15 protein-coding genes and 3 pseudogenes are annotated in these 16,396 nt (G+C 71.2%); 14 read left to right on the forward strand and 4 right to left on the reverse strand.

The window, feature by feature from the left end; all coding sequences use genetic code 11:
* Positions 1–76: 76 nt before the first annotated feature.
* The 5 genes and pseudogenes from ABD292_RS40765 to ABD292_RS40780 all read left to right on the forward strand — a co-directional run bounded on the left by ABD292_RS40765 (position 77) and on the right by ABD292_RS40780 (position 3,908).
* Positions 77–1,540 carry an FAD-dependent oxidoreductase gene (locus ABD292_RS40765; protein ID WP_344217255.1) on the forward strand — a complete coding sequence of 488 codons (1,464 nt, stop codon included), beginning with the start codon at positions 77–79 and terminating at the stop codon, positions 1,538–1,540.
* Positions 1,537–2,148, forward strand: a complete 612-nt coding sequence (locus ABD292_RS40770) for a TetR/AcrR family transcriptional regulator (protein ID WP_344217257.1) — start codon at positions 1,537–1,539, stop codon at positions 2,146–2,148. Before ABD292_RS40765 ends, ABD292_RS40770 begins: the two co-directional genes overlap by 4 nt.
* Before the next feature lie 43 nt (positions 2,149–2,191).
* A pseudogene (locus ABD292_RS49100) lies at positions 2,192–2,473 on the forward strand (DUF1648 domain-containing protein); the annotation flags it as partial.
* Between the two features lie 109 nt (positions 2,474–2,582).
* The gene (locus ABD292_RS40775; RefSeq protein WP_344217259.1) at positions 2,583–2,963 is read left to right on the forward strand and encodes an SdpI family protein; all 381 of its coding nucleotides are present in this window, start codon (positions 2,583–2,585) and stop codon (positions 2,961–2,963) included.
* Between the two features lie 9 nt (positions 2,964–2,972).
* Positions 2,973–3,908, forward strand: a complete 936-nt coding sequence (locus ABD292_RS40780) for a sodium:calcium antiporter (RefSeq protein WP_344217261.1) — start codon at positions 2,973–2,975, stop codon at positions 3,906–3,908.
* A gap of 22 nt (positions 3,909–3,930) precedes the next feature.
* Here the strand turns inward: ABD292_RS40780 and ABD292_RS40785 are convergent, their stop codons facing one another.
* Positions 3,931–5,205, reverse strand: a complete 1,275-nt coding sequence (locus tag ABD292_RS40785; protein ID WP_344217263.1) for a glycosyltransferase — start codon at positions 5,203–5,205, stop codon at positions 3,931–3,933.
* Positions 5,206–5,364: 159 nt separating this feature from the next.
* On the opposite strand from ABD292_RS40785, the gene ABD292_RS40790 reads away from it, so the two are divergent.
* From ABD292_RS40790 to ABD292_RS40800, 3 genes are all read left to right on the forward strand, one after another.
* Positions 5,365–5,826 carry a GbsR/MarR family transcriptional regulator gene (locus ABD292_RS40790; protein WP_344217265.1) on the forward strand — a complete coding sequence of 154 codons (462 nt, stop codon included), beginning with the start codon at positions 5,365–5,367 and terminating at the stop codon, positions 5,824–5,826.
* A 113-nt stretch (positions 5,827–5,939) separates the two neighbouring features.
* The gene (locus ABD292_RS40795; protein ID WP_344217267.1) at positions 5,940–6,992 is read left to right on the forward strand and encodes an ABC transporter ATP-binding protein; all 1,053 of its coding nucleotides are present in this window, start codon (positions 5,940–5,942) and stop codon (positions 6,990–6,992) included.
* Entirely contained in the window at positions 6,985–7,764 is a 780-nt protein-coding gene (locus ABD292_RS40800; RefSeq protein WP_344217269.1) for an ABC transporter permease, read from the forward strand. The genes ABD292_RS40795 and ABD292_RS40800 overlap by 8 nt, the downstream gene beginning before the upstream one ends.
* A gap of 64 nt (positions 7,765–7,828) precedes the next feature.
* On the opposite strand, the gene ABD292_RS40805 is transcribed toward ABD292_RS40800, so the two are convergent.
* Both ABD292_RS40805 and ABD292_RS49105 read right to left on the reverse strand, forming a co-directional pair.
* On the reverse strand, positions 7,829–10,846 hold the full coding sequence (locus ABD292_RS40805; protein WP_344217271.1) for a Tn3 family transposase: 3,018 nt from the start codon (positions 10,844–10,846) through the stop codon (positions 7,829–7,831).
* 119 nt (positions 10,847–10,965) lie between these two features.
* Positions 10,966–11,515: pseudogene (locus tag ABD292_RS49105) on the reverse strand (DUF998 domain-containing protein).
* Here ABD292_RS49105 and ABD292_RS40810 point away from each other — a divergent pair.
* The 5 genes and pseudogenes from ABD292_RS40810 to ABD292_RS40830 form a co-directional block, all read left to right on the forward strand.
* Positions 11,411–11,947: a TetR/AcrR family transcriptional regulator gene (locus ABD292_RS40810; protein WP_344217274.1), complete on the forward strand. Its 537-nt coding sequence runs from the start codon at positions 11,411–11,413 to the stop codon at positions 11,945–11,947. The pseudogene ABD292_RS49105 and the gene ABD292_RS40810 overlap by 105 nt on opposite strands.
* Positions 11,944–13,122 carry an FAD-dependent monooxygenase gene (locus ABD292_RS40815; protein ID WP_344217276.1) on the forward strand — a complete coding sequence of 393 codons (1,179 nt, stop codon included), beginning with the start codon at positions 11,944–11,946 and terminating at the stop codon, positions 13,120–13,122. The genes ABD292_RS40810 and ABD292_RS40815 overlap by 4 nt, the downstream gene beginning before the upstream one ends.
* A 4-nt stretch (positions 13,123–13,126) precedes the next feature.
* Entirely contained in the window at positions 13,127–13,609 is a 483-nt protein-coding gene (locus ABD292_RS40820; protein WP_344217278.1) for a nitroreductase family deazaflavin-dependent oxidoreductase, read from the forward strand.
* On the forward strand, positions 13,606–13,956 hold the full coding sequence (locus ABD292_RS40825; RefSeq protein WP_344217280.1) for a DDE-type integrase/transposase/recombinase: 351 nt from the start codon (positions 13,606–13,608) through the stop codon (positions 13,954–13,956). Before ABD292_RS40820 ends, ABD292_RS40825 begins: the two co-directional genes overlap by 4 nt.
* A gap of 70 nt (positions 13,957–14,026) precedes the next feature.
* Positions 14,027–14,406, forward strand: a pseudogene (locus ABD292_RS40830) (transposase family protein); the annotation flags it as partial.
* A 39-nt stretch (positions 14,407–14,445) separates the two neighbouring features.
* Here the strand turns inward: ABD292_RS40830 and ABD292_RS40835 are convergent.
* Entirely contained in the window at positions 14,446–14,586 is a 141-nt protein-coding gene (locus tag ABD292_RS40835; RefSeq protein ID WP_344217424.1) for a hypothetical protein, read from the reverse strand.
* 393 nt (positions 14,587–14,979) lie between these two features.
* Between ABD292_RS40835 and ABD292_RS40840 the strand changes: the two genes are divergently transcribed.
* Positions 14,980–16,389: a DUF2254 domain-containing protein gene (locus ABD292_RS40840; RefSeq protein WP_344217282.1), complete on the forward strand. Its 1,410-nt coding sequence runs from the start codon at positions 14,980–14,982 to the stop codon at positions 16,387–16,389.
* Positions 16,390–16,396 lie beyond the last annotated feature (7 nt).

Consider the following 16,396-nt stretch of genomic DNA (forward strand, 5'->3'; position numbering starts at 1 on the left):
GTCTCCTCTGGACAGGACGTCTCATTAAGAGCACTATTTAGTTTACGCTACCGATCCGTAAATAAAAGGTGAGGCGATGGACGCCGACGTCCTGGTGGTCGGAGCCGGTCCAGTGGGCCTGGCGCTGGCTTGTGCGCTGCTGCAACACGGCCTGTCTGTACGCGTGGTCGACAAGGCTGCCCGGCCGGCCACCACGTCGCGGGCGAACTTCGTGCACGCCCGCGGCTCGGAGGTGCTCGATCGCCTGGACGCCTTGGGCGATCTGCCGCAGGAGTCGGTACGAGCCATGACGATCACCACCTACGCCGGCGACCGTCCCATGATGAAGATCCGGTTCGGCGACCCTGGCCTGGGCACCGCCGCGCCCCCGATGGTGATCTCCCAGGCCCGCGTCGAGGCGACGCTGCGCGAGCGGCTGGCCGAGCTGGGCGGCGGGCCGGAGTGGGGGGCGGCGCTCGTGCGGGCGGAACAGGACGCCGACGGAGTCACCGCGACGCTGGGCGACGGCCGTACCGTCCGCGCGGGCTGGCTGGTGGGCTGCGACGGCACCGGCAGCACCGTGCGCAAGCTGGCCGGCATCGGCTTCCCCGGCGTCAAGATCAGCGAACGGTTCCTCCTGGTCGACGGACGCCTCGACGGCGATCCACCGCTCGACCGATCGGGCACCAGCGGCTGGGCGCACCCCGACGGCGTGCTGGGCGCCATGCCGATGCCCGGCGACCAGTGGCGGCTGCTCGCCTACGACGCCACCTTCACCGACGACAAGCCGAGCGAGGAGCAGATCGCCGACCGCATGCGGCGCATCCTGCCCGCCCGCACCGGCCTGACCGGCCTGCGCCTGCACGACGTCACCTGGGCGTCGTTGTTCAGCGTGCACCGCAGGCTCGCCGACACCTACCGCGCCGGGCGCGTCCTGCTGGCCGGGGACGCGGCGCACGTGCACGCGCCCTTCGGCGGGCAGGGCATGCTGACCGGGCTCGGCGACGCCGAGAACCTCGCCTGGAAGCTCGCCCTCGTCGCCTGCGGCCTGGCAGCCGAACGCCTGCTCGACACCTACCAGGCCGAACGCCGCCCGCTGGCGACCGCGGTGTTGCGTGGCAGCACCGCGGCCACGAAGGTCAACATCGCCGGCAGCCCGTTCGGCCGGTTCTTGCGCGATCAGGTGTTGATGCGGGTGTTCAGCCGGCCGTGGATCCAGCGGTGGACCACGTACACGACCTCGCAGCTGTGGGTGAGCTACCGGCGTGGCCCGCTGGGCGGCCGGGGCAGCAAGCCACGCCCCGGCGACCGCGTCGGCGACTTGGCGTGCGAGCGCCTTGACGGGAGCCGTACCCGGTTGCACGCCGAGCTGCGCGGCACGTGGGCCGTCCTCGGCGACGACGCCGAGGACGCCTTCGAGGCGGCCCGGCGGCGGCTCGGCGACAGGGTCGTCCGGCTGCGCGCCCGCGGGCCGGCCCTGCTTGTCCGCCCTGACGGGCACCTGGCTTGCAGGGGCGGCCCCGCCGATCTCGCCCGCTGGCTGGACGGAGCGCTGGGATGACCGCCACCCGAGGCCGAGGCCGCCCACGCGACCCCGAGACCGACGCCTCGATCCTGTCCGCCGCGCTGGAGCTGTTCGTCGAGCGCGGCGTCGAGGGCACCAGCATCGAACAGGTCGCCAAGCGCGCAGGGGTAGGAAAACTGACCGTCTACCGCCGCTGGAGCAGCAAGGAGGAGCTGCTCGCCCAAGCCATCGAGCAGTGGGTGAGCACCGAGGTGACCCCATCCGCCGCCGACGTCTACGCCCTGCCACCGCAAGCCATCGTCGAACGCGTCCTGCCCGCGGCGGCCGAGATGGCCGCGAGCCCCGGCTTCCGCGCGCTGGTCTCCCGCATCATGGGATCGGCGGTGAGCCATCCCGTGCTGATGGAGATCTACTGGAGGCACTACGTCCTTCCCCGCCGCGAACTGGCCGCCGCGATGCTCCGCCGCGCCCAGCAGGACGGCACAGTGGCTCTTGACGCTGACCTGGATGTGCTCATCGACATGATGGCCGGGGCGGTGACCTACCGCGTGCTGCAGCCCGACCCGCCGGACGCCGCCGAGATGCTGCGCTACCTCACGGCCGTCTACCGCCAGGCAGGCCTCTGCCCGCCCGCGGAGGAATGATCTGGGCGGCGGTCGGACCTGCGCGCCCACAGCGTCCCAGATCATGAAGGTCGGAAAGGTCTGGTGTGCGGCCGTCTGCGCGGTTACCGTTGTTCCTGGAGCGCCGGGAAGCCTGGTCGGCAACGTCGTATCGGATCGGCTTCGTGAGGGGTGCTCGGCGTTGAACGCTCGGCCTGCGGCTGTCGCCGCCGTCTTTCTGCTGGTGACCTGTGCAGGGGTCTCGTTCTGGGCATGGCTGCGTCTCCCGGACGATGCCCGCGTTCCCGTGCACTGGGGCGTACGCGGCCAGCCGGACCGGCTGGGCAGCAAGACCGGGGCCCTCCTCGTCCGGCCGGCCGCGATCCTGCTCATCGCCATTCTGTTCGCCGTCCTCGCAGGGCTGGCCCGCAGAGCGGGCTCCGCGCGCGCCTACAACGCCCGTCGCGATCGGCGTCATGGCCCTGCTGACCATCCTGCATGTGGCCGCGGCCGTGCACGCCGTCACCGGCGCCGGGCCGCTCGTCCGGGTCGTGCAGGCGGGGGTCGGCGGGCTGATCCTGCTGCTCGGGCTGGTCCTGCCGGGCATCCGGCGCAACTGGCTCATGGGGATCAGGACGCCCTGGACCCTGGCCAGCGAGCGGGTGTGGACGCGCACGCATCAGGTCGGGGGCCGGCTGTTCGCCGTGACCGGCGTGATGCTGGTGGTCACCGCCTTCCTGGTGCCCGAGGCGGCGCTGATGGCCGTCATGCTGACGGCGGTGGTCGCGGTGTCGCTGGTCGCCGCTGTCTATTCGTGGACGATCCGCGACACCGGCTCCGCGTCACCTCGCCGGTAGGAGCCTGACATGGCGCTCCTGATCGTCCTCAGCGTCCTGGGGCTGGCCACGCTGGCCGTCGCCGCCGACCACCTGGTCCTCGGCTGCGGCCGGCTGGCCGAACGACTCGGGCTGGAACCGGTCGTGGTCGGCGTGGTCGTGATCGGGTTCGGCACCAGCGCGCCCGAACTGGTCGTGGCCGGCACCGCCGGGCTGCAGGGCCAGGCGGATCTGGCCGTGGGCAGCCTGGTCGGCTCGAACATCATCAATCTCACCCTGATCCTCGGCGTCGGCGGCCTGGTCGCGCCGCTGGCGGTCCGCTCCTCGGTGCTGCGCCGCGAGGCCCCGCTGTCCCTCGCAGCGGTCACGGTCTTCGCCGTCGCCCTGCTGTACGGGCTCGACACACCGGCAGGCATCGGCTTGGTCCTGGCGCTGGCCGGGGCGCTGGCCCTGCTTTTGCGCTTCGCTCGCGCCGCGCCGCGCGACGCGGTGGCCGGGGAGACCACGGATTATCTGAGCACCGCCGTCCGGCCACGCCTGGCGGTCGAGGTCTTCCGGACGATTGCCGCGCTGGCCGCGACCCTGGCCGGAGCGCACGTGCTGGTGACCGGCGCCTCCGAGCTCGCCCTGCGAGGCGGCGTGCCTCCGGAGGTGGTCGGGTTCACGCTGGTGGCCGCCGGCACGTCGCTGCCCGAACTCGTCACTGCAATCCAGGCCCAGCGGCGCGGCGACGGTGACCTGCTTGTCGGCAACCTCCTCGGCAGCAATCTGGTCAACAGCCTGGCCGGCGGCGCGGTCATCGCCTTCACCGCCGGGACGCCGGCCTTGGCGCCCGCCGTGATCGCCGCGATGGTCGGCGTCAGTGGCGTCACCTGGGCGCTGCTGGCCCGCGGCCGGCGACTCAGCCGCGGCGAGTCGCTCCTGCTGCTGATCCTCTACGTGGCGCTCCTGCCGCTGATCGCCTGAGTCCGCCGCGACCGGTAGATCTTCAGCCGGGCGATGCTCCCGGCAGCGATTGCAGAATCTCGACGGCGCGGCCGGTGCCATCCTCAGCGTGGACCCGTCGCCCTGTCTCGGTTGCGGCGGCCGCCATCGCCTGGTCGGTGGCGGCCTGACGGATGGCCGCGGCCAGGCCGTCCGCGGCCAGGCGGCGCTGTGGCTGGGGCGGCGGGGCGACGCCGATGGCGTGCGCGCGGGCGGCCCAGAACGGCTGGTCGGCGACGAACGGGCAGATCACCTGCGGCCGTCCAGCGGCCAGCGCCGCGCCGGTGGTGCCGCTGCCGCCGTGGTGCACGATCGCGGCCATGCGCGGGAACAGCCAGTCGTGTGGTGCCTGGTCGAGCAGGAAGACGTCGTCGGGGAGCCGATCCAAGCGCATGCCGCCCCACCCGGAGGCCAGCACCGCCCGCACCCCCGCCAGCCGGACCGCCTCAGCCACCACGCGGCCCACCCGCTGCGGGTCGGTGCCCGCCATGCTGCCGAACCCGACGTACACCGGCGGCGGCCCCTCGGCCAGGAACGCGGCCAGCTCCGGCGACGGCGTCCAGCCGGGCGGGGCGGGCAGGAACCAGAAGCCGGTGGTGTGCACCCACGCCGGGTAGTCCAGCTCGCGTGGCAGCAGGTGACGGCTGAAGCCGTGCAGGACGGTCGCCGGACCGCCGTCAGGGCGGCGCAGGAGGTCGTGCCGGCCGCGCCGTCGGGGCAGATCCAGTCGTCGGCGCAGGTCGTCGCTGATGCCGGCGAAGGAGCGCAGCATCAGCTTGACGGGCAGGTATGAGGCCCGGTTCAGTGCCTTGGGCAGGGGGAGCGGCAGCATCGGGTTACGGAAGGCGGCGGTGGGCACCCACACCGGCTGCAGCGCGGCGAGGACGGCGGGCACACCGAGCCGTTCGGCCACGTGCCCGCCCGGCATGCTGGGCGCGTGCACGACCAGGTCGGCGCCCTGCTCGGCCACCCGCGCCACGTTGGCGAAGACCTCGGCCATGAGCGGCTTGGTGCGGCGCATCACCTGCAGGGCGACCTTCTTGCCGCGCAGGCCGCGGTAGTTGGTCTCGACGGCCTGGCGGATGTCCGGGTCGTCGAGGAGCGTGTTCGGGCCGTCGTGCAGGGGCGCGAAGGCGATGCCGTGTGGCTCCGCCAGGCTCGCCATCGCCGAGGGGGCGGCCAGGACCGCCTGGTGCCCGGCCCGGTCCAGGGCGAGCGCGAGGGCCGCGTACGGCTGGACGTCGCCACGGGTGCCGTGGGTGAGGATGAGGACCTTCATCGGCGCTCCTTGCCGGAGAGGGGACTTCTTCGCTCGCCGACCAGGCTTCCCGGCACACCGTCGACCCGAGTGAGGGCCGAATACCGGCAACATAGCCTATTTTCAGAAATTTCTGAACTCTCGAACTTCCAGGTAGGCTCCTCGGGGGAGGTGACCGGGTTGAGTGAGCACGAGCGATGGCAAGCGGCCGAACGGCTGGCGCTGACGCTGACCGAGGGCGGCCTGCAGCGCATGTCGGCGCGTGTCCTGGCGGTGTTCCTGTTCACCGGCGCCGAGACGATCACCATGGGCGAGATCGGCGACCGGCTCGGCGCGAGCGCCGGCGCGGTGTCCGGTGCGGTCAGGTCCCTGCTGTCCACCGGCCTGATCGAACGCCTGCCCGCGCCCGGCAGCCGTCGCGAGCACTACCGGCTGCGCGAGGACGCCTGGCCCACCCTGTTCTCCACGCAGAACACCGTCGTCCAGGTCATGCTGCAGGCCGCCGAAGCCGGCATCGCCGCCACCGCCCCCGGCGACCCCGCCCACGAACGGCTGAGGCAGATGCACGACTTCTACGAGTTCCTGCTCGGCGAACTGCCCGGCCTGCTGCGCCGCTGGCAGGAGCGGCACCCCTCCGGCTGAGCCCCGTACGCGCGGGCCCTGTCCGGGACGGGCCGCCGGGCGTAGGCTGAACGCCAGGTGAGCCGGGAAGCCTGGTCGGCACGTCCAGTCCGCATCGAGACAGGGATGTGCCCATGCACCCCCGAAACACCGTCCCCCCCGAGGCCACCCGCCGCACCACGGCGCTCCCCGCCATCGAGATCACCCACCTGAGCAAGCACTTCGGCGACGTGCGAGCGGTCGACGACGTCACCCTGCGCGTACCTGCCGGGCAGATCTACGCGCTGCTGGGTCTCAACGGCGCCGGCAAGACGACCCTGATCCGCATGCTGCTCGGCATGATCACCCCCACCGCCGGAACCGTGCGCGTCCTGGGCGCCGACGTCACCGGCGGCGATCGCTCCGCCTGGGCGCGGGTGGGCTACCTGGTGGAGGCGGCCGCCGCCTATCCCGAGCTCACCGTGCGGGAGAACCTGGAGGTCGTCCGACGGTTGCGCCGCCTGCCCGGCCCCGCCGGCAGCGCCGGCAGCGCCGGCAGCGCCGTCGGCGACATCATCGAACGTCTCGCGCTCACCCCGTACGCCGACCGCCGCGCCCGCACCCTGTCGCTCGGTAACCTGCAGCGCCTGGCCCTGGCCAGAGCCCTGCTGCACGCCCCCGCCCTGCTCATCCTCGACGAACCGGTCAACGGCCTCGACCCCGCCGGCGTCGCCGAGATCCGCGCCCTGCTCGCCGGCCTGGCCCACCAGCACGGCACCACCGTGCTGCTGTCCAGCCACCTGCTGGCCGAGGTCGCCCGCCTGGCCACCCGGATCGGCATCCTGCACCACGGCCGCCTGCTCGGCGAGCACGACGCCGCCCACCTGGACCGGCACCGCAGCCGCCACCTGCGCCTGGCCACCCGCGACGACCACACCGCCGCCGCGGTGCTGCACGCCGCCGGCTACCACCCCGAACCCGCCACGCCAACCGGCCTACTGCTCACCGATCCCCGCGCCCTGGCCCAACCGGAACAGGTCGCCACCGTCCTCGTCCACGGCGGCATCCCGCCTGCCGACCTGCACCTGGAGGAAGAGGACCTCGAAGCCTTCTTCCTTCGTACTGTCAGCCCCGTCGCGCCTGAGGTCGCGCCCGAGGCCATGTCCGAGGCCGTGTCCGAGGCTGGGAAGGCGGCCGGAGATGCGTGACGCGCTGTGGGCCGAGCTGCTCAAGGCACGACGCAGCCGCCTGCCCTGGATCACCGCGCTGGCCTTCACCATCGCCGCGCTGGTGTGCGGCACATTCATGTTCATCCTCGCCGACCCCGCCCGCGCCCGCGCGCTCGGCCTACTCGGTGGCAAGGCCCAGCTGTCCGGCGCCAGCGCCGACTGGCCCGGCTACCTCGCCCTGCTCGCCGAGGCCGTCGCCATCGGCGGCCTCGGCGTGTACGGGCTGATCGCCATCTGGCTGTTCGGCCGCGAGTTCAGCGACCACACCGCCACCGATTTGCTCGCCCTGCCCGCCTCCCGCACCACCATCGTGGCCGCCAAGTTCACCATCGCCACCCTCTGGGCGCTGCTGCTGGCCGTCCTGCTCGTCGCGCTTGGCCTGGGGATCGGCACCCTGCTCGCCCTGCCCGCCTGGTCGGCACCGGCCGTGCTCGACGGCCTCGCACGCATCCTGGCCGCGGCCGTGCTCGCCGCGCTGACCACCACACCGCTGGCTTTGGCCGCCAGCGCCGGCCGCGGCTACCTGGCCGCCGTCGGCGTCCTGTTCGGCATCATCTTCGCTTCCCAGATCATCGCCGCGCTCGGCTACGGCGCCTATTTCCCGTGGTCGGTGCCCGGCCTGTACGCGGGCATCGCCGGAGAAGGCCAAGACCCGCCCGGCCCGGCCGGGCTGCTGCTGGTCGCGGCCACCGGCGCGATCGGCGCCATCGCCACAGCCGCGTGGTGGAACCGCGCCGACCATACGCGCTGAGCTCGCGCGCAGGGGTTCGTCGGCCGGCCACAGGTCAGCAGCGCCGGCCGTCTCTTGCACCCTGCTACTGCGATGGCCCAGCAACGACGGTGTCCAAGGCGTTGTCCAGCTCCAGGTGGCGGTTCATGTCGAGCTCGAAGCGCCCGTACAGGTTCAGATGCGACCAGAACAGCGCGGTCAGCCCCCGCCGGTCGGCCGGGCTCAGCTGCTTCTTCCAGCCAGGATCGCGCAGCACCATTTGGATCAGGTGCGTGTTGAGGTAGGTGATCGCGGCGGCGAGGAGGTGCAGCGCCAGCGCCGAGACCTCGGCGTGCTCGCGGTCATCCCCGGTCAGGTCGCCGGCCTTGCCGTAGAACAGGTCCTTGCTGGCGGAATTGAAGTTCTCCACCACGTTCAGGCCCTCGCCGATCTCGCGCCTGAGTTCCTCATCCGCGAGGTACTCACAAATGAAGATCGTCCTGATGACGCGGCCCAGCTCCTCGATCGCCTGGTAGGTGGGGTGCTTGGGGCCACCGCGGGTGAAACGGCGCAGCATCTGGTGGGACTCGGCGGTGCGCAGCCGCAGCGCGGTCGCGTACTTGATCATCTGGTCGTAGTGGCGGGCGATGAGATCCCAGTCGATGATCTTGGTCGACAGCACCGTCTCCAGGCGCGGCCAGGCCTCGCCCCCGCCGGTTTCGGGGCCGGTCCCGGGCCGGTACAGCCGTGCCGAGCCGATGTTCTTCAGCCGAGGCAGCAGCTTGAAGTCCAGCAGTTCGGAGAAGGCGAACCCGACGATCGAGGCGCCGTGGGTGTCGGTGTACTGGCGATCGATGTCGGCGTCGGTCAGGTGCCGCAGCAGGCCCTCGATCATCGAGGCCACTTCCGAGGCGGTCGTGCTCGTGACCTGGCTGTAGATGCACACGCTCTTGCGTTCGACGTGCCAATACACCATGATTCCGGGCCCGCCGTAGCGCTGATGCCATTCGGTCATTGCATTGGCCGCCCAGGATCCGAACTTGCGCGAGTCGGACGCGCACGAGGTGCCCTCGCCCCACAGGGTCACATCGCGCGCCTTCAACGTGGCATTGACGATCACGCGGATCGCGCCGCGCAGGTTGTCCCGGTTGATGAACAGCCGGCGGGTGCGCCGCAGGGCCGCCTCGGTGTCGAGCTGCCCGGCCGGCAGCGCGGCCGCGGCCACCCCGTCGGCCACCCGTTTGATCCCGACGTTCGTGCCCAGCCCGTACAGGCACAGCAGCAACCGTCGCCGCAGCACCGCCTCCTCGAGGACAGTGCGCGAGGCCACCGAAGTGAACGCGGCGGTGTAGCCGGTGACGTGGGCGACATCCTTGAGCACGTCCAAGAGGTCGATCACACCCCACCGGCGGGAGATCTCCGCCTTCAGCGCCTTCAGCCCGGCAGGCTCCTCCTGCTTGTCCAGCGGCGGCACGCTGATCCACGGCTCACCCTTCTTCCGCGTGATCATCACCCCGCCGGTGCTGCCCTTGCGCAGCGCCGTCTCCAGCCGGTCCAGAGCGGCGGTGTGGCGGCGTTGCAGGTCGGCGATGAACACCGCCGCATCACGCGGCTTGGCCAGGGCCTCATAATGCACATCCCGGTTGTCGTCGAAGTCAGCCGGCAGGTCGGCCTCGGGGTTGCGCCAGGTCTTGCCGCCCTCCACCCAGATCTCGCGGCGCCGGATCGCCTTGCGCAGCGCCACCAGCGCGCACAGCTCGTACGGGATGCGCTCGATACGGCCGCGCTCGTCGGCCACCGCCTCCTGCCAGTCCTCAGGCACCACGTGCTCGATCGGCACCATCTCGGTGGCGTCGTAGAAGACGGCCTCGGAATCGGCGTAGCGCTCCAGCAGCGCCAACGCGTCCATCACCGGCTGGAAGGCGGTGTTGTTGCAGCGGAAGTCCAGCGCGCGCAGCAGCTTGGGCAGCCCGCGCCGGTAGTGCCGCGAGTAGGAGCCGCGCAGCTTGACCCGCACCCGGGTACGCAGCTCCTTCTCATTCGCCTTGGCCTCGGCGATGATGTCAGCCAGCGTGGCCGTGCCCACCACCGGATAGATCGCCGTACGGACGAGTTCCTCCGGCAGGTCCAGCGCCGCCTGTGCCAGCCGCGCCAAGATGCCGTGCTTGCCCTGCACCCGCCGGAACTCGCTACCGAGCTCGTTCTCCACCTTCCGCTCGGCCCGCACGCTGATCTTGTGCACGATCTGGATCAGCAACTCGACCAGGCCGTCGATCATCTCGGTCTTGCGCACCCAGCACAACGCCGCCAGCAGGGTCAGCCTGATCGCGTCCGGCGCGGCGGCGAAGTCGGAGGGGTACATGCGCATCGCCCGCGCCCGCCACGCCTCCACGACCTTCTCCGAGGTCCCCTCGAACAGCGTCTCCGGCAGCCCGATCGCCTTGACCCGCTCCAGCTTGACGATCTCGGCCAGCAACGTCTCCAACTGCAGCGGTCCGGGGTCCTCCTTCAGTTCCTGCAAGAAGCTGCGCATCGCCGCGCCGCCCTCTCCCTCGCCGTCCGGGACGGGATCGGGGACCGCGATCAAGTCCTCCAGCGCGGCGACCGCCGCGGCCGGCAACCGCTGAGCCGTGGTGGCGGTGAACTCGCGCTCGAACATCGCCTCGGCCGCTCCAGCGAGACGTTCGACGCGCTTGGCCGCGGGAGGCTCCATCCGTTCCTCCCGGCAGCGGGCCAGCAGCGCGGCCCGCAACCGCTCCCGCGCGGTCTCCACCGGGCAGATCTCACCGGCCAGCCAGAAGATCAGCTTGTCTTCATCGGCAACCGTCGGCTGCCGGAAGCCGTGGAACTGGCGGACCTGGGACCGGTGATACTCGATCGTGCTGCCCGACCACTGGTACTGGGCGAACAGGGCCGGATCGACCTTCACCTGGCCCGCCATGTAGTCCACCGCCGCCTTCGGAACGTCCTCGCGGCGAGGAAAACGCCCCTCCAGCTCGAAATACTTAAGGATCAAGGCGAACCCAAGACGGGTGGCACCGCTCTTGTTCGCCAGCAGATCGATCTCGCCCTCATCGAGAGTCCAGCACTCGATGAGGTCCTCCAGCTGCCACTCTCTGCGCATCGGCAGGGATCCCTTCTCCCCCGATCGCACTGAAGATGCGCAAGCCACCCTGCTCGGCACGGACGTGTCTACGGTCCGGTACCGCCCAGCTGTAACCACTACGTGTTGAACCAGAAACATTACACAGCGTTACTTTGGGGCTGGTGGCGCGAACCCGAGCGGTGGGCCTGGTCGGGCGTGCCGGGCGGGTAGCCGCCTACCGGATCGGTCACGAAGACGCCGACGCCGATCAGCCCGATCGCGTACGCCCCGACCAGCAGGGCCCCAGGTCGAGGGTCGTCCAGCGGCGCGAAGACGTCGGCGTAGGCCGATGGCGAAGAGAAGCATCAGCAGGCCGGCGGTGACGAAGTTGGCGATCTGTGTCCACCCGGACGAGCCCAGCGCCAAAAAACTGACCGGATGCCGGATGGGGCCGTAGTCGGCGCGTAATGCGCCCTCGATGAGGAAGGCGATGACGAACAGGCGCTGGCCGTCAGGGCCGGGCGCGCGTGCTAAATTGGCCGTATGACCAATTTGGCCGAACGACCAAATTCGGCACGTGGGGACCGGCGGCGTGAGCAACTGGTGGAGACCGGCCTCGCGCTCCTGAGTGAGCACGGGTGGCCCGGCGTCACCGCGCGCGCCGTGGCCGAGCGCGCCGGCACCAATCCCGGCCTGATCCACTACCACTTCGGCGGCCTGCCCGGCCTGCACGCGGCGATCTTCCGGCGCGGCACCGACCTTCTCGTCAACCCCCTCGTCGACGAGCTGCTGACCGCCGGGGGCGAGCGGGCCGCGCTGGCCTCCATCCGGACCCTGCTGCCGCGGACCGCCGGTGACGAGCCCGCGTCCCGGCTGGCCGCCGAGCTGATCATCGGCGCGACCCGCGACCCCGCGCTCGGCGCCGTGCTCCGCGACGAGCTCCGCCAGGCCCGGCAGCAGATCGCCGACCGGCTGCGCGCGCTTCACCCCGGCTGGTCGGCCGGCCAGGCGCTCGGGGTCGCCACGCTGACCGTCGCCTCGATCGACGGGCTGATGCTGCACCGCATGATCGACGGCGAGCTGCCCACCGGCGAGGCGCTGGACGTGGCGGAGCGCCTGCTCCCCGGGGATGCGACGTGAGAGTCCTCATCAGCGGGGCCGGGATCGCCGGGCTCACGCTGGCCTACTGGCTGCGCCGTCGCGGCATCGAGGCGGTGGTCGTGGAGCACGCGCCGCACGGCCGCCTGGGCGGCTACGGGGTGGATTTCTTCGGTACCGGCTACGACGTGGCCGCCCGCATGGGCATCCTCGACCGGCTGACCCCACACCGGCTGCCCGTCGACTCGGTCGAGTTCGTCGACGCCTCCGGCCGGTCCTCGGCCCGGTTGTCGGCCGGCCTGCTGGAGCGGGTCATCCGGGGGCCGCACCTGCCGCTGATGCACACCACGCTGGAAGGCGCCCTGCTCGACGCCGTCGCCGGCGAGGTGGAGATCCGCTTCGCCGACAGCGTCGCCGAGCTCCGCGACACCGGCGACGCAGTCGAGGTCGGCTTCGCCGGTGGCACCGGCGAGCGGTTCGACCTGCTCGTGGGGGCCGACGGCATCCACTCGCGGACGCGGGACCTCGTGTTCGGCGCGGAGTCGCGGTTCGTCCGCCCCCTCGGCACCCGTCTGGCCTCCTACCCGGTGCCCGACCGCTACGGCTGGGGCCGCGTGCGGGCCCACTACACCGAGCCCGGCCGCCAGGTCGTCGTCTATCTCAGCGGCGAGCCCGGCACGCTGGTCGCCCTGCTGCTGTTCCGCTCGCCGCACAGCGGGAGCGTCCCGCGCGACCAGCGGGCAGGCCTGCTGCGGGAGCGCTTCGCCGGCACGGGCTGGCTCACGCCGTCGCTGCTGGCCGACGCGCCCGCCGGGGAGTCGATCTTCATGGACGCGATGGCCCAGGTCGTCATGCCCGCCTGGTGCCGCGGCCGGGTCGCCCTGGTCGGCGACGCTTGCGGCTGCATGACCATGGTGTCGGCCCAGGGCGTCTCCATGGCGATGGCCGGGGCGTACGCGCTGGCCGAGGCGCTCGCCGCCGGGCCCGGCCACGAGCGCGCGTTCGCCCGCTACGAGGCCCGGATGCGCCCCGAGGTGCGGCGGCGCCAGCGCAACGCGCTCCTGTTCGCCCGCATGCTGCTGCCCTCCGGCCGGGCCGGGCTGGCCGTGCAGGACCTGGCCAACCGAGCCATCACCCGTCAGGCGTTCGCGCCCGTGCTGCGCAGGCAGTTCGGCGCGGGGAGCATCCTGCCGCCCGCGACATCCGCAGAAAGGTGACATCATGGAGATCGTCAAGAGGCCCGCACCACCGACCGGGCTGCGCCGCAAACTGTGGCGCCTGCCCATCCCGCTCTACCGGCTGGGCCTGGGCGCCCTGCTGGGCCACCGCGTCATGCTGCTCACCCACACCGGCAGGGTCTCCGGCCTGCCCCGCCAGGCCGTCATCGAGGTCGTCGAGCACGACGAGCACGGCTACGTGGCCGCCTCCGGATTCGGCGCCAAGGCCGACTGGTATCGCAACGTCATGGCCTCCCCCGAGGTCACCATCCAGGTCGGCGGACACGTCCACCACGTGACGGCCACTCCCCTGCCCGCCGGGGCCGGCCCGGAGATCATGGCCCGGTACGCGTCCCGGCACCCGGCCGCCGCCCGGCGGCTGTGCAAGCTCATGGGCTACGCCGTCGACGAGAGCCAGGAGGACTACCGCGAGGTGGGGAAGCACATCCCGTTCGTCCGGTTCGTCCCGCACCGGGACAGGCGATGACCGCAGGCCATTCGGCGGGCGATCGAGCTGGTGCGAGAGGTGGTGCCCCCAAGGCGGTTCGCAGCCATTGCGGTGATGGCTGGCCCGGGCTGGAAGACCTCAGCGGACGCCCCAAGTGGCGTCGTACCAAGCCGGACCAGATCGCCACCGACCTGGTCCACCGCGCCTTCGCCCGGAAGGGGCCCGACCAGCTGTGGGTCACCGACATCACCGAACACCCGGCGCGCGGGGGCAAGGTGTGCTGGTGCGTGGTGCTGGATGCGTACTCGAGCCGAGTGGTCGGCTGGTCGATTGACCCTACCCAGACTGTCACGCTGGTGACTAGCAGGGTTGCAATGACTGATTGAATCCGAGCAGTTCGGCTCCTGGGCCTTCACCCAGCGCGCCAAGGACGCAAGGCCTGCGGCCGACGACGGATTGCGCCGCCGGCGCCGGTTCCGGCTGACCGCGGCCGGGCTGGCCGCTCGCGGGGCGGGCTGAGCAGCAAGGTGCATCTTGCGGCCGACCGTCGCTACCGCCCGCCGGCCTTCGTCCCGACGCCCGGCCAGGCCGGAGACAGCCCGCAGTTCCGCGCCGTGCTGGAGCGCATCACGATCCGCCTGCCGGTCGGCCGGGCGCGCACCAGGCTGAGAGCGGTGGGCGCCGAGGTGTACTCCTCCCGTGGCAACTGCGCCTACCTGCGCCGGCGCCGGATCAAGGGGGTCATCCTGGAGAAGACCGACCAGGCGGCCAACCGCAAGAACCAGGGCTCTCGCGACGGTCGGTCGGTCGGTCATGATGCCGAGTATGGATCCGAAGCCTCCGACCGGCCTAAAGGTCCGAACGTCGTACAGGCTCTAGCAGCGCCCCACCAGCATGACCAAAGCGGCGGCGGTCATCGGCGTGACCTCGCGCTCCTCGCCGCCCCTCTCGGGGGACCGCACCTCGTCGAGCGCCTCGGGCAGTCGCGGCGGGCTAGGAGTCGAGCCAGAGTCCACAGGTCGGCGGGAATTCGCGCGAGCATCAGCGGCAGCCAGGACACGCGTGGCCGGTGGCGCAGTCCTTTCCCCCGGCGTACAAGCACCGCCGGCCACGCGTACGCCCGCCGCTATGAGTGCCCCCGGCTACCATCTCGACGGGCAGTTAGGAACTGATCAGGTCCAAGTAGCCGCCGAACAGCAGCAACCACAACATGACGAATGCGTACCGTTACCGCGTGGCCGCCCCGAGCACCCGCGTGTGCGAACACCGGCTGGGACGTGGTGGGCCAGCGCGCGGGGGTAGGGAATGGTGAGGTCTCGAAGAGCAGGGGATCCGGGTTGCGGGGCGAGGTGGTGCTCCGGCCGAGCCTGAGCACCGTGCATCGGCCGAGTTCGAGAAACGAGGCGCCCATGAAATTTGCCCGCTTCGACGACTTGTCGCGACTGGCCGGTCGACGCAGAAGACGGCGGGGTGTCGCCCGTGACATCTGGCGGACACGGCTCTGGCCGCTTCCCGCTGCGGGGGTCGTTCTTGCGGTCCTGCTCGGTGTAGGACTGCCTATCTTCGATGCCTGGATGATCGACAATCTACCCGCGCAGGCGACCGCTCTCCTGTTCGGCGGCGGGCCGGAGTCGGCACGCACGGTGCTGTCGGCGATCGCGACTTCACTGATCACCGTGTCGTCGCTGACGTTCTCCTTGACGGTGGTAACGCTGCAACTGGCCAGCAGCCAATATTCTCCGCGCCTGTTGCGGACCTTCGCCCAGGACCGCTTCGTCCATGTCACGCTGGCACTGTTGCTGTCCACCTTCACGTATGTGCTGACGGTGCTGCGTGCGGTGCGTGCCTCGCTGGAGTCGCACTCGGCCTTCGTGCCGCAACTGTCGGTGACCCTGGCCTACCTGATGGCACTGGTGAGCGTGGTCACTTTGGTGGCGTTCCTAGCGCATCTGGCGCGGCAGATCCGGGTGGAGACGCTGCTGGACAGCGTACACACGGAGACCCTGCAGACGATGCGGCGATGCGCGGACGGCTGCGGGCAGACCGAGGAAGCCTCGACCGTGGTGACTCCGGAGACCGGAACTGTGCTGCTGTGCGGCACCGTATCGGGCTTTCTCACCTCGGTCGACGAAGAAGCGCTGCTGCGTACCGCCGTCGACACGGGCAGTGTGGTGGTCCTCGATCCTTTCCCTGGCGCTTGGCTGACCGCCGGCACCCCGATCGCCGTCGCCTGGCCTGTCACCGAGGGAAGGGCCGAGCGGGATCGCCTGGATGCCGCTGGCCTGTCGCACCTCCTGTCGGCTGCGATCCAGACCGGAGCTGAGCGCACCGCGGCGCAGGACATCGCGTTCGGGCTGCGCCAGATCGTCGACATCACGATCAAGGCGTTGTCCCCGGGGATCAACGATCCGACCACCGCGGTGCACGCCCTGTCCCATGCCGCCGCACTCTTGTGCGAAGCGGCCGGCCTGAACCTCGGACCGCTCATGTTGCGCGATGACCGCGGCAGAGTCCGCGTCGTCGTACCACGTCCTGATATGCCCGCGCTGCTTGACCTGGTGATCTCTCAGCCTCTCCTCTATGGCGCCGCCGACCCGCACGTGACCGCGCGGCTCTTCACTCTGCTGGGGGAGGTCGCCTGGTCTACCCGGCGACCCGAGCACCTCGCGGCAGTACACAATCAGCTCCTCCGACTGCGTGCCGCCGTGGACCGTCAGGAATACGACCGCGCCGAGCGGGCGTGGATGGAGGATCTGGTTCGACTGGTGCAGGCAGCCTTGGCCGGGCGCTGGGAACAGGGCGCGTTCCGACAGTCCTAGGGAGATG

Source organism: Nonomuraea bangladeshensis (genome assembly GCF_039529455.1).
Classification (GTDB): domain Bacteria; phylum Actinomycetota; class Actinomycetes; order Streptosporangiales; family Streptosporangiaceae; genus Nonomuraea; species Nonomuraea bangladeshensis.